19 protein-coding genes are annotated in these 25,898 nt (G+C 41.1%); 13 read left to right on the plus strand and 6 right to left on the minus strand.

Going from position 1 to position 25,898, the window contains the following annotated elements:
* Positions 1–87: 87 nt before the first annotated feature.
* Positions 88–3,702, plus strand: a complete 3,615-nt coding sequence (locus MKX30_RS00595; RefSeq protein ID WP_110455563.1) for a GH32 C-terminal domain-containing protein — start codon at positions 88–90, stop codon at positions 3,700–3,702.
* A gap of 578 nt (positions 3,703–4,280) precedes the next feature.
* On the opposite strand, the gene MKX30_RS00600 is transcribed toward MKX30_RS00595, so the two are convergent.
* Both MKX30_RS00600 and MKX30_RS00605 read right to left on the minus strand, forming a co-directional pair.
* Positions 4,281–5,255: a carbohydrate kinase family protein gene (locus MKX30_RS00600; RefSeq protein WP_341062293.1), complete on the minus strand. Its 975-nt coding sequence runs from the start codon at positions 5,253–5,255 to the stop codon at positions 4,281–4,283.
* Between the two features lie 22 nt (positions 5,256–5,277).
* Positions 5,278–6,312, minus strand: coding sequence for a LacI family DNA-binding transcriptional regulator (locus MKX30_RS00605; RefSeq protein WP_254349223.1), 1,035 nt, complete (start codon positions 6,310–6,312; stop codon positions 5,278–5,280).
* Between the two features lie 506 nt (positions 6,313–6,818).
* Between MKX30_RS00605 and MKX30_RS00610 the strand changes: the two genes are divergently transcribed.
* The 7 genes from MKX30_RS00610 (at position 6,819) to MKX30_RS00640 (ending at position 18,058) form a co-directional block, all read left to right on the plus strand.
* Positions 6,819–7,703, plus strand: a complete 885-nt coding sequence (locus tag MKX30_RS00610; RefSeq protein ID WP_279833738.1) for an ABC transporter permease — start codon at positions 6,819–6,821, stop codon at positions 7,701–7,703.
* Positions 7,704–7,717: 14 nt separating this feature from the next.
* Complete coding sequence (locus tag MKX30_RS00615; RefSeq protein ID WP_013309484.1) at positions 7,718–8,599, plus strand: carbohydrate ABC transporter permease; 882 nt, start codon at positions 7,718–7,720, stop codon at positions 8,597–8,599.
* A gap of 18 nt (positions 8,600–8,617) precedes the next feature.
* Positions 8,618–10,237: an ABC transporter substrate-binding protein gene (locus tag MKX30_RS00620; RefSeq protein ID WP_341062294.1), complete on the plus strand. Its 1,620-nt coding sequence runs from the start codon at positions 8,618–8,620 to the stop codon at positions 10,235–10,237.
* Between the two features lie 72 nt (positions 10,238–10,309).
* Positions 10,310–11,878 carry a glycoside hydrolase family 32 protein gene (locus MKX30_RS00625; protein WP_341062787.1) on the plus strand — a complete coding sequence of 523 codons (1,569 nt, stop codon included), beginning with the start codon at positions 10,310–10,312 and terminating at the stop codon, positions 11,876–11,878.
* Positions 11,879–13,634: 1,756 nt separating this feature from the next.
* Complete coding sequence (gene licT / locus MKX30_RS00630; RefSeq protein WP_023988677.1) at positions 13,635–14,468, plus strand: BglG family transcription antiterminator LicT; 834 nt, start codon at positions 13,635–13,637, stop codon at positions 14,466–14,468.
* A gap of 221 nt (positions 14,469–14,689) precedes the next feature.
* Entirely contained in the window at positions 14,690–16,597 is a 1,908-nt protein-coding gene (locus MKX30_RS00635) for a beta-glucoside-specific PTS transporter subunit IIABC (RefSeq protein ID WP_053325476.1), read from the plus strand.
* A gap of 24 nt (positions 16,598–16,621) precedes the next feature.
* On the plus strand, positions 16,622–18,058 hold the full coding sequence (locus MKX30_RS00640; RefSeq protein WP_048481502.1) for a glycoside hydrolase family 1 protein: 1,437 nt from the start codon (positions 16,622–16,624) through the stop codon (positions 18,056–18,058).
* Positions 18,059–18,136: 78 nt separating this feature from the next.
* On the opposite strand, the gene MKX30_RS00645 is transcribed toward MKX30_RS00640, so the two are convergent.
* Complete coding sequence (locus MKX30_RS00645) at positions 18,137–18,514, minus strand: EthD domain-containing protein (RefSeq protein WP_341062295.1); 378 nt, start codon at positions 18,512–18,514, stop codon at positions 18,137–18,139.
* A gap of 194 nt (positions 18,515–18,708) precedes the next feature.
* Here MKX30_RS00645 and MKX30_RS00650 point away from each other — a divergent pair, with 194 nt between their 5' ends.
* A complete protein-coding gene (locus tag MKX30_RS00650) occupies positions 18,709–19,227 on the plus strand; it encodes a helix-turn-helix transcriptional regulator (protein ID WP_023988681.1) in 519 nt (172 codons plus the stop codon).
* 253 nt (positions 19,228–19,480) lie between these two features.
* On the opposite strand, the gene MKX30_RS00655 is transcribed toward MKX30_RS00650, so the two are convergent.
* Positions 19,481–20,050, minus strand: coding sequence for a TetR/AcrR family transcriptional regulator (locus MKX30_RS00655; protein ID WP_316243714.1), 570 nt, complete (start codon positions 20,048–20,050; stop codon positions 19,481–19,483).
* Positions 20,051–20,269: 219 nt separating this feature from the next.
* On the opposite strand from MKX30_RS00655, the gene MKX30_RS00660 reads away from it, so the two are divergent.
* Positions 20,270–20,917 carry an NAD(P)-dependent oxidoreductase gene (locus tag MKX30_RS00660; RefSeq protein WP_023988683.1) on the plus strand — a complete coding sequence of 216 codons (648 nt, stop codon included), beginning with the start codon at positions 20,270–20,272 and terminating at the stop codon, positions 20,915–20,917.
* A gap of 43 nt (positions 20,918–20,960) precedes the next feature.
* Positions 20,961–21,680, plus strand: a complete 720-nt coding sequence (locus tag MKX30_RS00665; RefSeq protein ID WP_341062296.1) for a DsbA family oxidoreductase — start codon at positions 20,961–20,963, stop codon at positions 21,678–21,680.
* Positions 21,681–21,759: 79 nt separating this feature from the next.
* Here MKX30_RS00665 and MKX30_RS00670 read toward each other — a convergent pair whose 3' ends face one another.
* Positions 21,760–22,383 (minus strand): TetR/AcrR family transcriptional regulator, encoded by a 624-nt coding sequence (locus tag MKX30_RS00670; RefSeq protein ID WP_341062297.1) that lies wholly within the window; start codon positions 22,381–22,383, stop codon positions 21,760–21,762.
* Between the two features lie 113 nt (positions 22,384–22,496).
* Positions 22,497–23,405 (minus strand): arginase family protein, encoded by a 909-nt coding sequence (locus tag MKX30_RS00675; RefSeq protein WP_075154216.1) that lies wholly within the window; start codon positions 23,403–23,405, stop codon positions 22,497–22,499.
* Positions 23,406–23,868: 463 nt separating this feature from the next.
* On the opposite strand from MKX30_RS00675, the gene MKX30_RS00680 reads away from it, so the two are divergent.
* Together MKX30_RS00680 and MKX30_RS00685 are read left to right on the plus strand one after the other, a co-directional pair.
* Positions 23,869–24,564: a response regulator transcription factor gene (locus MKX30_RS00680; protein WP_023988687.1), complete on the plus strand. Its 696-nt coding sequence runs from the start codon at positions 23,869–23,871 to the stop codon at positions 24,562–24,564.
* Positions 24,565–24,567: 3 nt separating this feature from the next.
* A complete protein-coding gene (locus MKX30_RS00685) occupies positions 24,568–25,827 on the plus strand; it encodes a HAMP domain-containing sensor histidine kinase (protein WP_023988688.1) in 1,260 nt (419 codons plus the stop codon).
* Positions 25,828–25,898: the final 71 nt, after the last annotated feature.

Consider the following 25,898-nt stretch of genomic DNA (forward strand, 5'->3'; position numbering starts at 1 on the left):
TTGAGTTATAGAGATAAATGTAAACGCTTTATTTGTGATGTTAAGAATAACACTAGGTGTTCAAAATATTAAAAGAGGATGTGAAAGATGGTGAAGAGGAAGTTAAGTATGTTGCTTATTTGCTTTATGGTATTTAGTTTACCATTAACTCCCGCCTTTGCAGCGGATCTTGGTTATTACGATGAACCTTACCGTAATCAGATTCATTTTTCGCCTGAGGCTAACTGGATGAACGACCCGAATGGAATGGTTTATTATAAGGGTGAATATCATCTTTTTTACCAGTATCATCCTTATGGGACGAAATGGGGACCGATGCATTGGGGGCATGCGGTGAGCAAAGACCTTATTCATTGGAAACATTTACCGATTGCGTTGTATCCAGATGAAAACGGTCAGATTTTCTCGGGAAGTGCTGTGATCGATTGGAACAATACAGCAGGGTTCGGAAAAGAAGCGATGGTTGCGATCTTCACTCATTCCGGGGATAACGGCCAGGTTCAAAGTATTGCGTACAGCTTAGATAGAGGCAGAACCTGGACCAAGTATGAAGGAAATCCGGTAATGCCGGATCCCCCGATATCGGATTGGCGAGACCCTAAAGTATTCTGGCATGAAGACTCCAGACAATGGGTGATGTCTTTGGCCGCAGCGAATAAAGTAATGTTGTATACTTCCCCCAATTTAAAACAGTGGACCTATGCAAGCGAATTTGGTGAAGATAACGGAATACAGGCCAACAGTGTGGATACCACTTCGTACGCTATGTCTTCACAGGAAGGCGGTTCATTCACCTATGAGGGAGATATTACCCTTAATAAAAAGAATGGCAGGGAAGGCTCAGGAGGTCTGGTTTTTCGTGCTGACAAGAATGCGAAAAACGGTTATGTCGTCAGCCTGGATGCCAAAAATGATGTCGTTACTTTAAATAAGAATGTCGATGGATCGAATACAGAAATTGCTAGCAAGTCTTTAACCCTGGGAACCTCATCAACTTACAACGTGCAGGTAGACGTATATGGTCATGACATTCAGGTGTTTATAGATAATCAGTCTGTAATTAAAGAAACGGATACTGAATTTGATTATGGTTATTACGGTCTGACCGCCTGGAATTCAACAGCTTCCTTCCGAAATGTGAATTTCAAGAACACCTCTAACTTTGCAACCAATCTATCTAATTGGACAGCTGTAACCGGCCGGTGGGAAGATACCATGGAGGGGAAAAGCGGTACATCTGCAGATGATGCTTTTATCATAAGTGGTAAGACTGGGGACAACTTTATATATAATGCGATTATAGATTTGTCAGAGGGAGGAGATGAAACAGGATCACTTGTTTTCCGGACGGATGCTGATGCGAAAAATGGATATATGGCGAGTATCGATGCTTTAAACGATAAAGTGAAAATTGTGAAAATGGAAGACGGGAATAAAACGGTTCTGGCTGAAACCACAGTAACGCTGGATACTTATCAAAGCCATGATTTAAAAGTGAGCACATTTGGAACAAATATAAAGATGTATCTGGACGGAAATCTCATTCATGATATCGATGATGCAACCTTCCTGTCCGGCCATTTTGGATTACATCTTTTGCACTCTTCTGCGATATTTCAGGATGTTCAACTGGGTAGAAATATCATGACCGATGAGAAAGAAATCATCAATCATGATTTTGAAACAGGCGATTTAACCGGATGGACGGTGACCCAGGGTGATACTTTTTCGAATGATCATGTATCCAGTGAAGCGACTTATTGGGGTGGACCCTTCGGACATGAGGGGAATTATCACTTGTGGGGATATTCCAAGCTTCACGAGGGAGATGAAGCAACGGGTGAACTGCATTCCTCCTATTTTAAATTAAGCGGATCCGGAGAAATCAATCTGTTACTAGGAGCAGGCGATGATGGCGACAATACCTATGTATCATTGGTCAGAGCAGCCGACGATCAAGAATTGATCCGCCAGGCCAATATAAAATTTAATGAAGAAAAATATTCAAAATACGTATGGGACGCGTCCAAATATATTGGTGAAGTATTATATATCAAGGTAGTAGACCATGCCAAAGATGGTTACGGTCATATAAATGTTGATGATGTTAATGTTTATAATGAAGGGACCATATCGGATAAAGTTGACCAGGTTGCAAAAGAGCCGGAGAAAACAGATATGAAACAAAGCGGTCTCCTCACAGATTGGTCCGCTGTTTCTGGACAGTGGATTCCTTCCACAAACGGCAGCATCGGAGGAGTATGGGAATGTCCTACGTTAGTCGAATTGCCGGTTGATGGCGATCCTTCAAAAAGAAAGTGGGTCCTACAGGTAAGTATAAATGATGGTGCTCCGGCAGGCGGATCGGGCATGCAGTATTTTGTAGGCAGCTTTGACGGTAAAACGTTTAAAAATGAAAATACTTCCGATAAAGTGTTATGGACTGACTATGGCGCTGATTTTTATGCTGCTGTGGATTGGAGTGGAGTAGAAGGGAAGAAGGGTGAGAAATATTGGCTCGGCTGGATGAGTAATTGGAAGTATGCCAACGATACACCCACCTCAACGTGGAGAAGTTCAACAACACTGCCGCGGAAGATGGAGCTCACTCAAACCACAAAGGGTCTACGTTTAAAACAAACCCCTATTTCGCTAAAAAGCATTCGTGACAGAGGGGATCGTATATCGTATACCAATAAAATGATATCGGGTAACAGCCATCTTCTTTCTAATTTATCAGAAGATACATTTGAACTGATCGCTTTGTTTGATGTATCGGATACTAAGGCAACAGAATTTGGCTTCAAGATCCGTGAAGGAGGTGAGCAATATACTACTGTCGGTTACGATGTCTACAACGAACAATTATTTGTAGACCGGACTCATTCAGGAGATTTCGATTACGGAAGTAGTGTAGTTGGCAAGCATGAGGGACCATTACAGGCAAAAAACGGCACGGTTAAATTGCAGGTAATTGTTGATAGATCAGCTGTAGAGGTGTTCGGTAATGATGGTACGACCGTGATTACCGATCAGATATTCGCGGATTCTGCAAGCAAAGGATTAAAAATTTATAGTAAGGGCGGAAATGTGAAGCTGAAATCTTTGGACCTATATCCTCTAAAGAGTGTATGGAAAGAAAAGAACTCTTCTTTTAAATCAAACTTATCAGGTTGGACCATCGTTAACGGGAACTGGGCGGACACCATTCATGGAAAACAGGGACAGAGTAAGGGAGATGCTTTCATAGTATCAAAAGTGACCGGCAGGAATTTTGTATATGAAGCCAATATAAACGTGCCAGATACAGATTCCCACCCCGGTAATTCTGAAAAAGATTTGATAGATAACTCCATTGGAGCAGGTTCATTGGTTTTTCGTTCTGACTTAACTGCAAAGAATTCGTATGCAGCAAATGTTGATATAAAAAATAATATTGTAAAATTAATTAAATTTGTTGATGGAACCGGATATGAAATTGCGACATATAACAATGATGGAAAACTGGATTTACAGCCAAATACAGATTATCATCTCAAAGTAGAAGCGCAAGGCGACATCACTAAGGTTTATTTGAACAATAAATTAGTTATAGACACAAAAGATCAAACTTATAAAGAAGGAAACTTTGGTCTCAATGTATGGGATACAACGGCTTTTTTTAATGAAGTTAAAGTGAAACTAAAACATAAAGATGAATGATTAAAGTTGGTTAAATAATGACATTTGTATCTCTATGAGTTTAGTTTGTGTCGCCGCGCAGCAGCGACACAAACTTTTTTTACATCGACACAAAGTTTCCAATCAAAACTACCCTTATAAAATCCAAGCTTAAGCAGGGAATTTACAGAAGCGGTTATGATTGAAGACGATACCTTCTATATATGGGTTGAAGAATACATAAGAAGACATTCGATATTTTTGATGAAATCCAAGTATGTAATGTTGGTATCGGAACTGGAGATTGAAGTGTTCCCTGAATATCCGTTTTTCATCAGCAAAATCAGAAAATAATCAGGCTAAGTGTAAATTGACTTAATGCAACCACTCTATTTGTATAGGCTTGGTTTCACAATTTTTGGTACTTCGCGAATAATTTTTTCTTTCATTTGCGATATAAAAGTTTTCATTTTCATCGACCAAGCTTTTCGTCATTCATTGGAAGGTGCCCTGATCAGCAGCATCTTTCCAATGAACGACGGATCACTACATAAAAAAGTGTCCAGCAACCTTAGAGATCGTCGGACACCTTTTGCAGTTCTTACACTTCATTCCTTGATTCAACCTTGCGCTACGAAACGATTAACTTCTTCCAACGACGGCAAGGCTGCAATCGCTCCAACTTTAGTGCACACGATGGCGCCAACTTGATTGGCAAGTGTCACAAATTCCTGCTGCTGCTTCGCGTTAGAGGTAAATGCCTTAGGCTGACTCAACTGGCTGATTTGATACAGCATTGCTCCGACGAAGGCGTCTCCGGCACCAGTAGAGTCGATCGATTTAACAGCGATACTGCCGATTAACGAACGGGAGGCACCACTTGAGATGAGGGTTCCTTCTTTTCCTAAGGTAACTGCCACCGTCTTGGCTCCCAACCCATGCAAAAGATCCAATGAAGCATCGCGGTCAGCCAGCCCTGTAATGATGTTTAATTCCTCTTCGCTTACCTTTACCAAATCCGCATTGTGTATTCCTCTTCTGGACAGTGTGATAAATTCCTCCTGCCTGTCTTTCCAGAGGTCTCCCCGGTAATTGGGATCAAAGGAGGTGAATTGCCCATTGGCCTTCGCTCCATCCAATAAAGACAAATACGCTTCTCGGAAAGGATCGGCGAGCAAGGCCGTTGCCGAGCCAAAATGCAGAATGGCAGCCTGCCGGGTCCATTCTCTATTAATGTCCTGCAGAGACAGTTGACGGTCAGCTCCGCGGTTGAACACGAAATCCCGTTCGCCGTTAGCGGCAAGGGAAACAAAGGCCAGTGTAGTCGGCGTTGCAGGATCAAAAAGGAGCATGGACGTATCCACATGCTGCTCATCCAGAGTTTGCTTCAGGTACATGCCAAAGGGATCAGCCCCGACTTTCCCCAAGAATGAAGCTTTTCCTCCGAGCTTGGCTACGGCTGCGCTTACATTTGCCGGAGCGCCGCCGGCCTGCTTGGAGAAATGCTGACCCTTGGCAAGATTAACATCAATATCCGTGCAGAAAAAATCAATGAGCAGCTCGCCCACACAAAGAACCGTTCTGTCATTTTTCACTTTGATTCACCTCTAGGTAGATTTAGTTTAGAACAGGCGTCGAGTCCCGGTATACGATATCCGTTGCAACATGAGTCACTCGGTATGGCATGGTATTGTCTTTGATTCTGGACAATAACATTTCGGCTGAAATAATACCCATCTGACTACTATAAATATGCACGGTTGTAAGATGAGGCTCGACAACCCGGGATTCCGAAGCATCATCGAACCCGCAGACAGCAACATCTTCCGGAACTTTAATCCCTTTGTTTTTCAAAGATTTGATCACGCTGATGGCAATGAAATCATTGGCACAAATAAAGACGGAGGGACACTCCCTCAGGGCATCCAACTGCTGTTCCATCCAGTTCTCCTCTATAAAGAAGTTGCGGTCAGGCGCTACAATGCTATGAGCAGGATCTACGGCGATTCCTGCTTCAGCTAAGGCCTTATTAAATCCGGTCCAGCGTTCATTGAAGCTTTTGCAGTGATTGTAATCGCCTACAAAACCGAAGCTTTCATAGCCATGATTAATTAATTTCCGGGTAACACAGTATGTGCTGTGTTCATTTTCCATTAATACCAGATCCGCCTTCAATTCTGGATACATCATATCCGCAGCGCAATCAATAAAAATGGTTGGGATGCAAAGATCTGTGATCATCTTGCTGTATTCCTTGCTGAACATTTCGATGCAGAAGATGCCAGCCACATTCGAAGGTTCGAAATTGCCGGGCAGGGTCATCGAATTGATATCGTTCTCACGGACAAAGTAAATGGATAATGTATAGCCCTGGTTGCTGATTTCCTTCTCCAGCCCGCTGATCAGTAGCGATCCAAAGTGTGAACTATTGGGAAGATTACAGGTCAAAAGTGCGATATTGCCCTGTTTTTCAGAGGCTGTTTCCATATAAGAAAATTGTTTGTATTTAAGCTCCACTGCCTTTTTGATCACCTTGTCCCTCGTTACGGCAGGAATATTCTCTACTCCATTAAGCGCCTTGGATGCAGTGTTTCTAGAAATCCCCAAGGCATCAGCGATATCTTGTATCGTAACCTTTGACTTTCTCGTCATTTTGTTCACCTTATTCTCCGAATTAAGATTCTCCATATTTCTAAATATATAGTATTTTCATGTTTTTAACAATGAATTTATTCAAATGAACAATAAAAATTTACATTTGTTTATTTGTATCGTGTGTTTTTGATGTATTTTTGCTAAAAACATTATAATTATCTTGAAATATGCTTTTTGAATGAATTTATTCACCCGAAATATATTGACTAATTAAATATACATCTGCTAAATTGTAAGAGTAAAAAGTGTTCAAATGTAAATTGTAAACCCATTCATTTTGGGGATGTGTAAAATTCTAGTTCTGTTGGAGGTGTGGATATTACAAGCAAGTATTTGAAAACATCTTGGTGAATTATGTCAGAGAGGTGACATAACATGGCTTATATTTTGTGTCGTATAACAAGCCGTGAACAGTAGGAGGGAAAACATTGGGGAATTCGATCGTTCAAAAAAGGGGACTAAAGGCTTCAGAAACAAAAAAAAGAAACCATTGGTTAAGCTACATGGTTCGAAATTATATATTGTATTTGTTTCTGCTTCCGTCCATAATTCTTACCGTCATTTTCAAGTATGTTCCCATGTACGGCTCGATCATTGCGTTTAAAAATTTCAGCCCAAGAAAAGGAATCATGGGCAGCGAATGGGTTGGATTTGAACATTTTCAGCGGTTTCTTTCATCACCAAATTTTTATGACATTTTAATGAATACGCTTAAATTAAGCGCTTACGGTCTTATTCTCGGTTTCCCAGTACCGATTATTCTGGCCTTAATGCTAAATCTGATCAGAGGAGCGAAGCTCAAGAAGAATATTCAGCTTATTGTATACGCACCTAACTTCATCTCGGTTGTTGTTGTTGCCGGTATGCTGTTTGTTTTTCTATCGCCAGCTGGAATAGTGAACGCTTTGGTAACAACCTTCACCGGCAAGCCGATTTCTTTTATGACTGATCCCGCCTATTTCCGAACGGTATATATTTTGTCCGGTATATGGCAAACAGCGGGCTGGTCCTCTATCATTTATGTGGCCACCTTAGCCAATGTGGACCCGCAGTTGCATGACGCTGCAACAATTGATGGGGCTTCATTGATGAAGAGAATCTTCCACATTGATCTGCCAGCTCTTAAACCCGTCATGGCCGTCCTGTTCATTCTCGCTGCAGGAGGTATTATGTCGATCGGCTATGAAAAGGCTTACCTGATGCAGACGGCTCTGAACACACCAACCTCGGAAATCATCGCGACTTACGTATACAAGGTGGGGTTGCAATCCGGCGATTATGCTTATTCTACGGCAATCGGGTTGTTCAATTCCGTAATTAATGTATTCCTGTTGATTTTCGTAAATACCGTCGTCAAGAAGCTGAACGAAGGAGAAGGGCTGTATTAAAGAAGGAGGTATTTATGGATATTCACTACACCGGGAAGGACCGGATTCTGCTCATCATCAATTATATTCTACTTGGTTTGTTTGTTCTCGCTATTCTGTTACCGCTGGTCTATGTGGTGCTTTCGTCCTTTTTAACTCCAAATACCCTGATTACCAAAGGGTTTGCCATTACATCATCAGACTGGACACTCACGGGATATGCCAAAATCCTAAGCAACAGTGCCATGATCCGCGGTTTTTTTAATGCTATTTTTTATTCAGCAGCCTTTGCATTCGCAACCGTATTATTTTCCGTCTTCGCGGCTTATCCGCTTGCGATTGAAGAGTTGGTAGGGAAACGGTCCATTATGATCTTTTTCCTGATAACGATGTTTTTCGGTGGCGGTCTGATTCCTACCTATCTGGTGATTAAGGATTTAGGCATGTTGAATACGGTCTGGGCCATTATTCTACCCGGCTCGATCAGCGTATTCAATATTATTCTGGCAAAGACTTATTTCCAGGGACTTCCGAAAGAGCTGTTCCAGGCGGCGAGTATAGACGGAGCTTCCGAGCTCAGTATTTTCTTCAAAATCGTCCTGCCGCTTTCCAAGCCTATTATTTTTGTTCTAGCTTTATACGCTTTTGTCGGACAGTGGAATTCTTATTTCGACGCCATGATTTATTTGGATGATCCGAAGCTGTTTCCGCTTCAACTGGTACTCCGCTCCATTTTGATACAGAATCAGGTTCAGCCCGGCATGATTGCCGATGCGATGGCACAAGCGGAGCTTAAGAAATTGTCTGAAATGATTAAGTACTCTGCCATTGTCATATCAAGTTTGCCTTTGATTGTCATGTATCCATTCTTCCAGAAGTATTTCGAAAAGGGTGTCATGGTAGGTTCGATCAAATAAAAAACCGGGGGTATAGAGATGAAAAAAACATTACTAACTTTGTCTGTGTTGGTACTTTCTACTTCACTGCTTGCCGGATGTGGCGGTTCAGGCAATAATTCCGCGGCATCCGAAGATTACAAGCTGGAAAATGTTACTCTGCCGCTTAAAGAGAAAGTTACTTTGCATTTTATGACTCAAAGCTCGCCGCTGGCACCTTCCGATCCAAATGAAAAGTTGATTTATAAAAGACTGGAAGAAAAAACAGGGGTGCATATCGATTTTACCAACTTCACCTCCGATTCCTTCATTGAAAAAAGAAACCTAGCTGTTGCCAGTGGAGATCTTCCAGATGCCATACTGGATGCCGGCTATTCCGACTATGATTTGTTGAACCTCGGACAGGATGGAACCATTATCCCTCTGGAGGATTTGATTAATAAATACATGCCGAATCTACAGAAGGTATTGAAGGAAGCACCTGAGTACAAATCCATGATAACTGCACAGGACGGGCATATTTATGCTTTTCCTTGGATTGAAGAGCTGGGGGCCGGGAAGGAGAGCATTCATTCTGTAAACGACATGCCATGGATCAATGTGGAGTGGCTGAAAAAGCTGGGACTTAAAATGCCAAAAACCACCGAGGATTTAAAAAAAGTTCTGCTCGCATTTAAAAATGACGACCCTAACGGAAATGGCCAGGCGGATGAAATCCCGCTGTCCTTTATACTCAATAACGGCAATGAGGACCTGAATTTTCTGTTTGGATCATTTGGTCTTGGGGAAAACGGCGATCATACTGTAGTGACCAATGAGGGGAAAGTGGTCTTCACTGCCGATCAGGACGGTTATAAAGAGGGGATCAAATACCTTAATGAGCTTTATAAGCTGAACCTCATTGACGAAGAGTCATTCGAGCAGGATTACAATACGTATCTGGCCAAAGGACAGAATGAAAAATATGGTCTCTATTTTCAATGGGATAAGGCGAACATTTCAGGAGACAACGATAAATATGAATTGATGAATCCGCTCGCGGGGCCAAGCGGTGAAGTCAATGTGACCCGCACGAACAATCTCGGCTTTGACCGGGGGAGAATGGTGATTACCAGTGACAACAAAAATCTTGAGCTTACAGCAAAATGGATTGACCAACTGTATGAACCCATCCAGTCCGTACAGGACAACTGGGGCACCTACGGCGACAAAACTCAGCAGAACATTTTTGAATACGATGAAGCGAGTCATATGCTGAAGCATCTTCCGCTTAAGGGAACTGCGCCAGTCGAGCTGCGTCAAAAAACGAATATCGGTGGTCCATTGGCAATTCTTGACGAATATTACGGAAAAGTAACGACCAAGCCCGACGATGCAGTGGGGCGGCTCGAGCTCATAAAGAAAAGACTCGTTCCTTATATGAAGGCTGACCATAATTTCCCGAAAGTCTTCTTCTCGCTGGAGGATCAGAAGCAGATCTCCACACTGGAAACCGATTTGTTTGCTTACGTTAACCGCAAACGGGCAGAATGGATCAAAACAGGCAAAGTGGAAGAAGAATGGGCGGAATATAAGGCCGAGCTGTCCAGACTGGGACTAGACAAATGGCTGGAAATCAAGCAGAAAGGCTACGACCGATATCTTAAAGATCAAGGCTGAAATATATAAAAGGTGGTTGGGCTGTTAAACACCTTATCAACAATCAATAGGAGAGTGGATACCATTAAAGACATGTTCCTAACGGGCGACAGTAGCAGCAGAAAAGGATCACGAAACAGTTATTATAGGGAGACATACAGGCCTCAATTCCACTATTCACCTGAGAAAAATTGGATGAACGATCCCAACGGCTTGGTTTACTATGAAGGAGAGTACCACCTGTTCTACCAGCATACGCCCCATGATACGCAGCCTGACTTTGGCCGCATGCATTGGGGGCATGCGGTAAGCAAGGATCTAATACATTGGGACGAACTCTCACCGGCAATTCCGCCTGGAGAGGACGGAGCGATCTTCTCGGGAAGTGCGGTGGTGGATAAGAACAATACAAGCGGATTTTTCAACGAAGAAGGATCAGGATTGGTTGCAATTTATACGAATGAGGGCAACAGGGCTCAGCCCGGCAAGCCGCAGGTGCAAAGCATTGCTTACAGCAGGGATAAAGGTCGAACCTGGACAAAATATGAAGGTAACCCAGTTTTATTCCCAATGGAAACGCTAGACTTTCGTGATCCGAAGGTGTTTTGGCATGATGAATCGTCGATGTGGATAATGGTCCTTGCCGTAAGAGAACGTGTAGAATTTTACACATCTCCAAACCTGAAAGAATGGTCTTTTGCAAGCGAATTCGGTTCTGACATTCCGCATATCCACCGAGGGATATTTGAATGTCCTGATATATTTCAAATCCAAGTGGATGAGGATCCTAATACCACGAAGTGGATTCTGATGCTAAGTGTCGGGGATAGAAATGGTGTGAATCCAGATGATCCGGAACCACCGGCAGGTGGTTCTGGCATGATGTATTTCATAGGCAACTTTGATGGTAAGGCATTTGCTCTGGATGGAACGTTGGAATCTTTCGATACTATTAAATGGGTAGACTACGGATCAGACTTTTACGCGGCCGTGACCTGGAATGGGATTCCAAACGAGGACGGTCGAAAGATTTGGGTCGGCTGGATGAACAATTGGCGTTATGGTACCACGCTACCTTCAGAGGAATGGCGTGGCAAGATGTCAATTCCCCGTGAGCTACAGCTTAGGACTTATCCGGAGGGACTTCACTTAATCCAAGCACCCATAAGTGAATTAAGTCAGCTAAGAAAACCGATTTTGTCTCTGCAAGACTTGACGATTAAGCCAGGTATGAACGTGTTGTCTGATTTCTCTGCTGCAAAGGCAGAAATTATTGCAGAATTTGAAATCAGCACTGCCGTGGAATTCGGGTTCAAAGTGCGGAAGTCTTCTAATCAGGAGACGATCATCGGATACAATAGCTCGAATGGGGAGTTGTTCGTCGATCGGACGAAGTCGAGCGCCATTGATTTTCATTCCGATTTCACAGCAATACACAAGGCCCCTATGAAGCCAGAGCATGGACGGGTACAACTGAGTATTTACGTGGATTGGTCAAGTGTCGAGGTCTTCGGAAATCATGGAGAAACAATCATCTCAGACATGATTTTCCCGGACTTGGAGAGCAGGGGGCTGGAACTCTATGCCATTGGCGGAGAACTAAGGGTCGTATCGCTTCAAATCAATGATCTAGTAAGCATTTGGGGAAATGAGAATGTTTAGACGTTAACTATTGATATCATTCAAATTTTAATTATCTCACGACGGAACTCGTTAAGCATTGGCTTGATTCGACGAAGTGGTTACAGCCCGGTTGCGTGCATCCGTATCTGAAACTTGGTCCTCAAAACCAATTAAAGTAACATTTTTCTGCCTGGACACGTAACACCCGGTCGGCTCACAACCGTATCGGGTGTTTTCATATCCTTGGAAAGTTAGCAGAACTCGAAAGACGACCACGGAGCAATCTCATTAAAAGTGAATAAGGGCTATTGCTCTGCAGTGGTGAAAGGCGTAAGAATCTGTCCGTGCATGCCCTGGTCAATTATCCTCAATTATAATTTCCATAAGAGAGAGAAGATTATAATTGATGGTCTTGAGTTCTTTGAACTTAATAAGAGATACGATATGTTAGAAATCAAGTTTTCATTTCTTGAATATACTCTAGCTGATGGAACGGGAAAGAAAAAGAACGATATTTAGAAGTGATTTCGTGTATCAAATGAAGATCAAACATGGAAATTAATAAAACATGATTTTATAAGGTTATATGTTTATAAAATATGGGGTGGCAATACAGTCTCCCAAGTTAGAATAATTCGCCACGTTTAAAATCCCCATTACTGCAAGTTGAAAATGCATCTCATCCATAGGGCTGCTTAGGAAATGGCTTAGCAGTTAATACAGATAATTAACCCTTCCGTATGACCTAGTTCAGGCAAATTGTGCTCCAATATGTGTTATTCCATATCTATTACCTCTATTAGGTAGTATCACCTAAATAAGAGAGATTAATTTCTAAGTAGTGTTAGCAGGGGCATGTTTTTATGTTTAGATTTTCTAAGAGCAGTATTGGTGATTTGAAGGAGATAAATTAATAGGTTTTCTAATTTAAAAGTGACTTTTCAAGGGGGATAACAGCTTGGGAAGAGATGCTGTACGCAATTAAATAATGGTCAAGAATCATCCAGACAGAATTAGACTTATTTTAAATTTGTATACTATATACAGTATACAAAATATATATAAACACATTATATAGGGTATTCAGGAACGTATTTTTTATTTTGCAATTGGCTTTTACTATAAATCGGACTAAGCTTGAAATAAAAAAGGGCTTATAGCTATGTTTTTTATAGTCTATCTATAAAGAAGAGTTAAACTTGGGGAAACTAACAGAAAGTAACAGACAATTGCATAGTGTTGGAAAAATTTAAACACCTTCAAGATAATACCCTATTTATGAGAGAGATCGGGAATAATCTTGGAGGTGTTGTAGATTAATCACACTGATTCGCTATATATAAAATTTCTCTGAGTGGAAGTACCGCCAAGTAAGGGCTGTGGGAAAGCATCCCTGGCCATACTCGTGATGCCTCGCTCGAACTAACTATGACTTTCAGAGGATGATATTAAGAGTGGTAAAGGTTAGTAGAAAAATCTGGCGTTGGCGTAATCCTCGCCAGGTGGCATGGAAAGTTGCAACATATGGTTCATATGGTTCATATGGTTCATATGGTTTGTAGGACGCCTATTAATTGTCTCTTACTTGTCTGAGAAGTCTTATTTTAGCTAAAAAAATCATGTCCGTAGTAAGTGCAGCACAACAAAAATGTTGATGGCTACACAGCCTTACATTGAATTTGATAATTGACGTTCATTTGAGCAAAATGTTAGAATCACATACAATTCAGACAAGCGTAGTGATCAATGGAGACTTGTCTTTTTTTGATGCTTTTTGAACATTGGGGGGATATTCATGTTGATTTCAAGAGTGATCAACAATAATGTGATCACGGCGATGAATGAAGACAACAAGGAATTGGTGATTATGGGTTTAGGGATTGCTTTTCAAAAGAAAAAAGGCGACACCGTTGATAAGTCCAAAATTGAAAAAGTATTTAGCCTTGAGAATAAGGAACTTACCGATAGACTAAAGACGTTATTAAACAAAATATCGTTGGAGGTTATGTCGCTTACAGAAGATATTATTAACTATGCTATGCAGAAAACGAATCGAAAACTGAATGAAAGCATATATATTTCGCTTCCCGATCATATTAATTTTACAATCGAACGTCATCAACAAGGGATAGATATTCATAATGCACTCCTTTGGGAAATAAAACGATTCTATAGATTGGAATTTGGAATCGGCATGGAAGCTCTGTCCATAATTAAAGAGCGTCTTGGTGTGGAACTCCCTGAAGATGAGGCTGGCTTTATTGCCCTCCATATCGTTAATGCTCAAATGAACGAAAATGTACCTGAAGCGGCAAATATCACAAGATTAATTAAGGAAATCCTAAACATTGTTCAATATACATTCAGAATTGATTTGGATGAAGAATCGCTTAACTATTTCAGATTCGTAACTCATCTCAAATTTTTTTCCCAGCGGATGTTTAATAAAATTATGACGGAAAGTAAAGATGAGGAATTGCTAAATATTGTGAAAGAAAAGTATAAGCCATCTTATGAATGTGCCTGGAAAATCAAAGAATACATCAAGCTAAGCTATGATTATCTCTTAAACAAGGACGAATTACTCTATTTGACGATCCATATTGAAAGAGTGGTCAACAGGAGTTGAGATCTTTACACCTGATGTAAGCGTTGACAGATTCCAAAGTACGTGCTAAATTATGTTCATATTCACAAACCGAATAATTCTTTAGGATAAGTAGGATTGTAACTGCTTCGAGCAGGCAAGACCTAAATTCTAACGAACTTACGACTACCGCGGGGCGTAAGTTGGTTGAATTTGGGTCTTTTTTTGTTTCCGTTTTTCATTAAAATCCCGGGGGGATCAGCATGAGCAATCAGAAAATTGCACGAGAAATACTGCCTTTATTAGGTGGAGAAGAAAACGTAAAAGATGTAACTCACTGTGTAACTCGATTGCGTCTTACCCTTAAAGACAATGAGAAAGCAGACAAAGCTGGTATTCAGGCTATACAGGGTGTTATGGGAGCGACAGTCAATGGGGGGCAATTTCAAATTATTGTTGGGGATAAGGTATCCGATGTTCACAGCGAATTTATAAAATTACTGGGTAACCGTCAAGTTGCGGATGATAGTAGTTCTGCATCAGGTTCGAAAGGCTTCAAAGGGATTCTCAATTCCTTCTTTAATGTCATCTCAAGTATTTTTGCTCCAATCATTCCAGCAATCATCGGGGCGGGATTACTTAAAGGGATTATCACATTACTCTCATCTTTTGAACTCGTATCTTTGGAAAGTAGCACATATAAGTTGCTATCTGTATTCGCTGATGCGGCTTTTTATTTCTTGCCTATCCTTCTTGCTTTTAGTACGGCGAAAAAGTTTAATGCTAACCAATATGTCGCTGGGGCGATTGCGGGTGTTTTGATTCATCCTAACTTAGGTGCTCTTTTGAACGGTGAATCACCTGTCACCCTAGTTGGCATCCCGATTACTTCAGTCATATACGCATCGTCTGTATTACCCATTATTCTGGGCGTGTGGTTTATGTCTTATGTGGAAAAGGTTTTAAAACGTATCATTCCTAAGGTTCTTCAGTCTATCTTTTTGCCACTGCTTACATTGTTGATTGTTTCTTCTATCATTCTTATTGCGCTTGGACCTGCTGGTACACTCATAGGAAATGGAATCGCCGTCGGATTTATTTCACTATACATGAACTATGGATGGCTAGCGGGGCTTCTTCTCGGAGGATTTTATCCGCTGATTGTCATCACAGGTATGCATTACGGGTTCTTGCCAGTCATGTTCCAATCCCTTTCTAAGTATGGTGTTGACTATATAATGGGGATTGCAGTTGCAGCCAATTCGGGTCAGGCAGGGGCGACTCTTGCGGTATATTTGAAAACCAAAAACAAAGAATTCAAGGCTGTAGCTGGAACAGCAGCACTGAATGCCATTATCGGGATTACCGAACCTGCTCTTTACGGTGTAACCGTTAAGTTAAAAAAACCGTTGATCGCAGCTGCCATTGCTGGAGGCCTGGGCAGTGCAGTAATGGGATGGTTTAAAGTTGGTGCCACGGGAATTGGTACCGGGCCGATTGCAGGGTTACCATTTTTCTTCGGTTCCACATTCCTGTATTTCTTGATCGGCTGTGCAGTTAGTTTTGTTGTTGGTTTTGTTCTGACACTCATTATTGGATTCGAAGATATTCCAGAGAGAAAAGAAGCTGTAGCCGTCTCTTCGAATAATACAATTACAGGGACGATAGAGAGTGATCCTAGAGCACCCGTAACGGTACAATTTAATAATCCAGATCGTGTTCAACCTATTCTTAGTCCTATTCATGGAGAAGTGGTAGAACTCTCGCAAGTCAGTGATCCTGCCTTTGCAGCTGGTATGATGGGCAAAGGAATTGCAATTAGACCCACTACAGGAAGAGCGGTGTCACCTGTGAAAGGTACGGTCGCGACTGTTTTCAAGAAGAAACACGCCATTGTTGTTGTGGCTGACAGTGGAGCAGAAATATTGATTCATATTGGCATAGATACCGTTAAACTGAATGGTCAACATTTTGAGACTCACGTTGAAGTAGGTCAACATGTTGAGGCTGGCGATCTGTTGGTTGAGTTCGACATAGAACAGATTAAAAAAGCTGGCTATGACACGGTAACTCCTATTATTGTAGCTAATTATAATGACTATGTCGATGTTAATGCAGAATCAATCGGAAGTATTGATGAAAAAGATCCTTTAATGAAGGTAATCGGATAAAGAAAATTTGGAGGGTGAAAAACAATGGATTTTACAAAAAAATCGGTGAATGAAATTAAAACGTCGGGGGATTTATTCCCCCCTGACTTTCTCTGGGGCGGAGCCGTGGCTGCGAATCAGATCGAAGGTGCATATCTGGAGGATGGTAAGGGATTATCTGTCTCAGATGTGTTGTCGGACGGAATATTCGGTCAGATCCTGGATAAGCCTGATGGTGAATATCTCAAACACCAGGCCATTGATTTTTACCATCGTTACCCCGAGGATATCGCATTGTTCGCAGAAATGGGGTTCCGAACACTAAGAACTTCTATAGCGTGGACCCGGATTTTTCCGAATGGAGATGAAGCCATTCCTAACGAAGCAGGTCTGGAATTTTATGATCGGTTATTTGATGAACTGCTCAAATACGGAATTCAACCATTAGTTACACTTTCTCATTATGAAATGCCTCTTGGACTCGTCCATAAGTACGGTGGCTGGTCTAATCGAGAAGTGATTACTCTTTTTGAACGTTTTTCGAGAGTTGTTTTCGATCGGTATGGGGACAAAGTAAAGTATTGGCTGACATTCAACGAAATTAATATGATGCTTCATGGTCCTTTTATTGCAGGAGGAATTTATCCTGATCAGGCAACTGAGCAAGTAACTTATCAGGCTATCCATCACCAATTCGTTGCAAGTGCTTTAGCAGTGAAGGCTTGTCATGAAATTATTCCCGATGCTCAGATCGGGTGCATGATAGCGGGTGGCCCAATGTATCCTCTTACACCTAAACCAGAGGATGTGTTGGAAGCCATGCGTAAAGACAGGGAGAATTTCTTCTTTGCAGATGTGCAAGTCAAAGGTAAATATCCTGGGTATATACTGCGTTATTTCAGAGAATCCAATATTGATCTCGATATCACAGAAGAGGATCTGAAGACACTTAAACACACGGTCGATTTCATTTCTTTTAGCTATTACATGAGTTACTGTGCAACGACAGATCCTGAACTTAATGAGCAATCCAGAGGCAATATTATGAGCGCGGTTAAAAATCCGTACCTTTCAGCTTCCGAGTGGGGTTGGTCAATCGATCCAAAGGGATTGCGCTACACGTTAAATCAGTTCTATGACAGATATGAAAAACCTTTGTTTATTGTCGAGAATGGCCTAGGCGCAATAGATGTCCCGAATGAGAAGGGGATTGTTGAGGATTCCTATCGGATTGATTATATCCGTGAGCATCTTGTGCAAGTCGCAGAAGCGATTCAAGATGGAGTCGAGGTCATGGGATACACTAGTTGGGGATGCATAGACATCGTAAGCAACTCCACCGGAGAGATGCGTAAACGTTATGGCTTCATTTATGTCGATCGTCACGATGATTTATCGGGAACTTTTGAGAGAACACGAAAGAAGAGTTTCAATTGGTACAAAGAAGTCATCGCTACCAATGGAAAAATCATTACAGAGTAGAGGTAAAACAGCCGAAACATGTTCCATAACGAATGGAGGTGTTTCGGCTGTTTCAAATTTAATGTTATGAACATGAATTTAGAGGACTTGCCGAGGGATAACAGGCAAACTAATCATGGTCTCAGTATCTATAAATTTTAGTGTATCTTCATCCACTAACAAACCTTGCGGCGAAACCCAAGCTGCCTCTGCTACGGCTGCATTTTCGAAGATGTATAACGAAACAGCATCATAGGGTGCTTCGTCGGGGACGTAGGCTCCATCTCCCTTCCCCGGTTTTCGAGTAGGATGCTGCCGATAAGAAATAAGCCCCGGAAGCTTGGTAGCAAGAGCTCCATGAGTGAATTCATAATGATAGCGAAACTCTTCAAGTGATATCCCTGGTTTTCTTCGGAACACAAACATGATGCTATGTCCTTTTTCAGGATATACATTTAACTCTTTTATACTTTCCATTATGGTTTAGCCTCCTCGAGTTAGTTTATTTAACATATGGTTATTATAGCAATGGAAATGAACATCATAATAGTGTCTTAATCTAGAGTTTTATGGTGCAAATCAAGTTTTGTTTGGAATGTGTACTGTTTCACGTTATGTTTTATTCCATAAAACTATTCGTATACTTCGAGCATAAAAGGGGGAAGGAACTCATGGGTGTTCTTCTTATACAAATAGACGAGAATGATTTCATGGAAGTGAAGGAGCTGATCACAAGGAATTATGCAGGAGCTAAAGTCATTACTGTGAATCAGTTGCCCGGGGATACGGATTGGCTTCTAAGTATGACAGAAATACCTGATCTTTTGGATAGACTTATCAATACAGCTGGGGAACCTGCGGTGCAACGCGTTTTACATTATATAAACTGTCACTTTAGAAGATCATTAACGTTGGAGGAGGTATCTTCTGAAGTCCATTTGAATCCAGTCTATTTCAGTCAGTGGTTTAAGCAGAAGACCGATTGTGGGTTTAAAGAATACATTACACATATTAGACTTCAGGAGGTACGACACTGGCTGCTAAATAGCGATCACACCATCAACTGGATCGCTGAGTATGTGGGGTATCAGGATACAGCACATCTATCTAAACTATTCCGAAAACATTTTGGTTTGGCTCCAGGGATGTATAGACAAAAGATAAGAAATGAACGCCAAGCATCAAGATAGTCCATTTTCAAAAAAGTATTTGAGGAAAAGGGTCACCAAGCTCAGGATTCGGCATGGGTCCTCTAACATATTTCATTAAGCATATAGGTGTTCAAGGAAAATAAAGTATTCTTTGGGAGAAGAAGGACGATTAGTAACTATGCAGAATTGTGATACCTCATTTTTCATACTCGTTGAGAACATCGTGTAATACATGATGTTCTCAAATAACTTGTTTTCGCTAATCTTTAAGTTAAAGAACGGGTTATCTCGCTTATGAAGGGTACACCTGATTCCTTTTAAACAATCCCCATACCTGTTCGGCCATGTATTTCGGTGAATGTGGCATGTTATTTATAATCCACCATTCGATTACCCCAATGAATGCAAAGGCCATAAATTGCGTTATCAATAGCTTGTCATACCCCTTATTAAGGTCCTCCATATTGACTTGGTCTTTTATGTTCCCCGTCACGATCTCTAACATATGCTCCCGAAATGCAGGGATTCCTTTATTCGAAAGCATGGAAGCGAAAAACGTATGGTTCTGCTCAAAGTATTGAAAAACAGGTAACAAAGAATGAATAAAATCAACCTTTTCCTGATTTGGATCGGTTGAGATGCAAACGGAGATCATTCTGCTCAAATGCTCATCGATGCATTGGTTAAGAAGATCGTATTTATCGGTGTAGTGAAAATAAATGGTTCCCCTGTTAACATTCGCTCGATCCGCAATCTCATTAATAGTTATTTCTTCAAAATCCTTCTCCGAGATCAAACCTATAAATGCATTAAATATGGCTGCCTTTGTTTTTAGGATTCTACGATCGATTTTAACTCCCATAATGTATAGCCTCCAGAAGATATTTAACAAATTATTCGAATCCGTTGAATATAAAACAAAAATCACTTTTTTAGCGATTGAAGAAATCAACATAATCCATATAATAATAACCAACGGACGTTATATATTCAACAAAAGTTCGATAAAGTTTTGCTGTAACCTAAATGTTCATTGGGTCAAAAGAGCAATCTAACAATAAAATATCGAGGTGATCGACTAATGAACATAACGCTTTTTGGTGGTAGTGGTGCAATTGGGAAAATTTTGACTGAGGTAGCAATTCAAAACGGGGATAACGTTACCCTTTATGCTAGAAATGCGGGGAAAATTGGACAGAAACATGAGAAGCTAAATGTTGTCGAGGGTCAATTATCTAATCAAGACTTGGTGGAACAAGCACTGTCGAATGCCGATGTCATCATTAGCACATTGGGACCCGCACTTGATACGTCCAGAAAATTAAAAGGTACCCCTGTTGCGGATGGTCATGAGGTTATTGTAAATGCGATGAGAAAGTTAAATAAGAAACGACTCATTACACTTGCTACTCCAACCTTGAAATCTGATAAGGATCGGAATTCGATTGCCACAATTGTACCGGGAATTATGGCCAAGGTGATGTTTCCGAATGGTTATTACGAAATGAAAAAGCTTGAGGAAATCATCAAGCGATCTTCTTTAGACTGGACAGTAGTTCGGATTATTAATCCAAATGTAAGGCATAAGGAAAACGTTCATTATGCTTACTCGCTAGGCGATCAGCCAGCCAAAATGGGGGTATCCCGAGAAAATATCGCTAAATTTATGTATCATGCAGCTTCCGAGCCATCCTTAATTCATCAAATGCCGATTGTATACAACAGTTGAGAAAGGATTCGATCTGTTTATCAAGTGAAGGGAGAGGAACGAAATGAAAGTAGAGATTTGGTCGGATATTGGCTGCCCATTTTGTTATATCGGAAAACAGCGTTTCGAGGACGGGCTGGGGCTGTTTGCATCCAAAGATAAAGTGAATGTGGAGTACCGGAGCTTCCAGCTAGATCCTTATGCCGAGAAATACCCAGCTTACGATGTACACGACTTGTATGTTTCAAAGCATGGTGGCAGCAGAGAAGAAGCCAAGGCCATGCATAAACAATTTGCCCAACAAGCGAAGGGTGATGGAGTGGATTTTCAATTTGACCGAATAATCCCTACTCATTCGCTCGATGCGCATCGATTGATCAAGTTTGCGGGTACCTATGGCAAGAGTGCGGAAGTGTTGGAGCTTCTGTATAAAGCATATTTCACAGATTCCAAGCATATCGGCGACGCGGACACACTGGCTGACATAGCGGCGGAAGCCGGTATGGATCGCGAGAAAACGCTCAACGTGCTGGAAAGCACGCAATATGTGGATGAAGTTCGTGCAGATGGGCGTGAAGCAAGCAGCCTTGGAGCTACAGGTGTACCTTTCTTTGTCATCAACCGCAAATATGCGATTTCAGGCGCACAATCAAGTGAAGTGTTTCTGGAGGCGCTGCAAAAAGTATGGGACGAGGAACATCCGCTGATGACGTTAGATACGACTCTAAACCAAGAATCAGGCAATATTTGCGAGGATGGTTATTGTACGCCAAAAAACAGCTGACGGAGGCGCCATTAAAGTAATCGTAAAACAGCGGCAGTCTAGGACTTTATTTTCTCGTCCATAGCTACCGCTGTTTCTTTTATTGGAGCTCTTTGGGTTTTAATGCTTGGCGAATCAGTTGATTGAATTGACTCATATGGTGATCAAAACTGAAATGTTCGTCAGTGGCTGTACGTGCAATAAGGCCGTCAATCAGCGCATACAACCAGAGAGAAAGGGTCTCCACATCATATTCTGGATCTACTTGTTTTTCATGAATAGCACTTGTAAGCAGATTTTTGAATGATTCACGCATGATGATATCACTTTGATTGAAGACATGTCGCACGCCCTTATTGCGTGAAGCTTCAGCCAAAATTTCGATCCAAAATCTCTGGTCCATAGGATATACGGGATTACTGACACAACTAGTTATAATCGTCAGAATCTGTCCGAGAGGATCTTTTTCGGTTTCTTTAAATTCCATTTTGGCCAAGGCATGGCGCTGTTCTTCTTCCACCAGTGCAATAATAAATGCATCTTTACTTGGAAAGTGGCGGTACAGATTCCCTGCACTCATTCCTGCTTCTTTTGCAATTTCGACAATGCCTGTTTTGTGAAATCCATTGCGTGAAAAACATCGAACAGCAGCCTCGATGAGCAAGCGTCTGCTATCGTCTTTTTGTTTCATTCGTTTCGATTTAGGCGGTTCAGAGTTATTCATTGTACTTCAAATGTACAGGGATACCTTCTTGGCTCTTATCCCTGCAACCTCCTTGTTTCGCGAAATAATGTACATCCATCATACCATGTACATTACCATAGTCTGCATTTGGATTAAAGTGTATTAAAGACTGGACGCTCTTTATTATCAATATCTCCAAGCAGAGGTAAACGAGACAGCATGTTCGCCAAGAAATAAGAGTCCCAAGGGAAATGTTCAGTGATCCCTAGACCGACTACATCATAGGATTTGGCTACATCTTGCAAAACTCGGATAATGGTTTCCATACTTGATCCTTGTGGGAAGCTCTTGGTGTATTCTTCGTATGTTCCCGGATAAGCAACCAGAAGAGAACGGAATTCTTTCATATCCAGTACATCCAGATCAAAATGAATAATAATCTTGGACGGTTTTTTCTCAGCTAGCCATTGGAGCACTTTAGAACTATCCTGCTTAATTTCATCGGGACCTACAATATCTAATTTCATGTTTTTCATGGGCTCTGAGTGAAGAGCATCGATCATGTCGTTCAATCCTACATATAGGATTTGTTCAGGTTTAAAAAGATGGGGCACCTCTGCAACAAATTCCTGATCACCTACCCCAAGCAAATTGGCAAGAACATGAGCATGATGATTTTCAAAGTCTTCAGGGATCGAGACATCAGGGTGAGCATCTACCCATAACAGAGCAACATCTCCATCATATTTCTCATTCAAATAAGAAAAAGGAGCAAGTTCTACACTGCAATCCCCTCCAAGGACAACGATACGTTCAGGGTTATGTTTATGAATTAGACTTTTGGCTGATCTAGCTTGTTGCAATACGGTACTTTTGGAAATTATACCTTGTTCTTTTTCTACATTAGGGTTCAGATCGACGGGTACTTCTTCAAAAGGACCATTAGACTTGGGAGCAAGCCAGTTTAACAAGTGAGCTCCCAGAACGTAAGGAGGGTTGTTCCCTCCTTGCCATTGAGGGAATAACAAACGCAGTGTACGGCTTGTATCCATTTCATTCATAAGATATTTCTCCTTTTATTTAAGTTAGTGATCGTTCATTCACTGAAAATGATACAAGATTACTTTTTATATTGCAAACCCTAAATAACAGGGAATGCCTATTTGAAATTATGCTGATTATACAATGACAATCATTGAGCTTATAAAAGGCAGGCGTTGATGACGGCCATTGCACAGAATGTGAAGAAAATGGCCCGACACCTACATGTCTTTTGTGGCTTAGAAATAGGCTTTCTCAACTTAAAAATTATTCCACATTGGTTGATGATTTTTTGTGACGTTTAATGGGTGAACCAGAGTTATCTTTAATAAATTTTCCACTAAACAGCTTTGTGAAAGATATCTTTCATGATACAGTGGAAAAACGGTGTAGTTTTACCGCCGCCATTTATTTGAAAGTGGAATTATGTACTATAATAAGTAAGCATTTTAAAAACTTTCTTGAATTAAACTGAGGTGCTCAATGAATCGAATTTTACTGGTTGAAGATGATGATAATTTGGTGTTCGGTATTGAATATACTTTAACAAGTGAAGGATATGGCGTTGTTCTTGCGGGTAGCTTGGAAGAAGCCAGAAAGGCATTAAAGACAGACGACGTCGATTTAATTTTGTTGGATATAAATTTACCTGATGGTTCAGGGTATGACCTGTGTAGGGAAATCCGTGCATTATCCCAGGTTCCCATCATTTTTTTGACAGCTTTGGATGAGGAGACAAATGTTGTTGCTGGTCTTGATTTGGGAGCAGATGATTATATGACCAAACCGCTCCGTACCAAAGAACTTCTCTCTAGAATGAAAGCCGTATTAAGGCGCAATCATAAGCCCAAGGATGAACCGAATAGATGGATATCCGACGATATTGAAGTTCGAGTTCTAGAAGGAATTGTTCTTAAAAACAATCAGGAACTTTTATTGACGGGGCTGGAATATCGATTGCTATTGATGTTAATGACTCACCCCAAGCAAATTTGCAGCAGAAGTATCATCCTTAACAGTCTGTGGGATATGTCAGGAGAATTCATTGATAACAACACCCTTTCAGTTCATATCAGAAGGTTAAGAGAGAAGATCGAGGATGTTCCTGCAGTACCGAGATACATCATTACCGTTCGAGGAGTCGGATATAAATGGAATGCAGATATTGTAGGGAGATAAACCATGAATGAATTCGTCCGTAATCCAGAGTGGAAGTCTATTACTGTTAAAGCGATCGTATTACAAGTTATGTTAGCGGTAATCATATTCTTTTATATGAGTTATCAAGTCAGTCAGATCAATAAGGCCGTGGTTAATCAAAATGCTGCATTGATTGGTTATGTTTTGAAGCAAGCTCCTCAACTAGAAAATGAAATTATCCACTTTATCACTCAGGGTGCACAAGAAAATGAAATCGTAGAGGGAAAACGCAGCCTGGCTCAATATGCATATAAGGAAGATATGCCCGTAAACGATCAACCTGTACTCTCGGATAACGCCTTACCCATGAAAACGGCGGCTCAGGTTTTGCTTTATAGTATTCCATTACTGCTGTTATTGGGATGGGAATACCGCAAAATATTTAACAAGATTCGAACCATAACCTTTGCAGCGGAGCAAGTTGTTGAACATCAGTTTGATCAACCGCTTCCGGAGAATGATGAAGGGGACTTTGGCGCATTAGGACGAAACTTTAACGCGATGGCCGAAAGGTTACACAACAGTCTTCGGCAACTCCAACAAGAGAAAATGTTTCTACGCAACTTGCTTTCCGATATTTCGCATCAGCTCAAAACGCCACTAGCAATCCTCATCGTTTTTAATGAAAATTTGCTAAATGATCCTCATATGAAAGAAGAAATGAGAACGAAATTTCTGGATCGAGGCCGTCAACAACTAGAGCGAATGGAATGGCTGATTATCAGTTTGCTGAAGCTGGCACGGGTCGAAGCCGGAGCAATAACGTTCCTGATAGAACGCGTTCGAGTAAGAGAAATGATCGATCATGCTGTACATTCGTTGCGAATGTTATCCGAGCAAAGGAAGCAGAAGATTCACATTCATGGTGGAGAAGATATGTATGTTTGGGCGGATGAAGAATGGCTAACAGAAGCCTTGATTAACTTGATTAAAAATGCACTGGAACATACGCCACTAGAGGGAGGAATTGATGTTATTTTAGAAAAAAATTCATTATTCCAGACAGTAATCATTCGAGATCAAGGAGAGGGCATTTCCCCAGAAGATTTGCCTCACATTTTTGAACGATTCTATAGAGGGAGAAGAACGACAAAGCCGCAAAGTCTTGGCATTGGCTTGTCTTTATCCAAGTCCATTATTGAAGAGCAAGGCGGTATGATCACCGTTGTAAGTCAGTTAGGGCTAGGAACAGAATTTAGAGTTTCGTTTAATAAATGGGATAGTGGAGGAAGCTTACAATAACGTAAGCTTCCTCTTCACTTTATTGTAAGCTTCGATCTTTATAATAACAAACATACAAAGTGAAACATTAG

Source organism: Paenibacillus sp. FSL P2-0173, assembly GCF_038008045.1.
GTDB lineage: Bacteria > Bacillota > Bacilli > Paenibacillales > Paenibacillaceae > Paenibacillus > Paenibacillus polymyxa_B.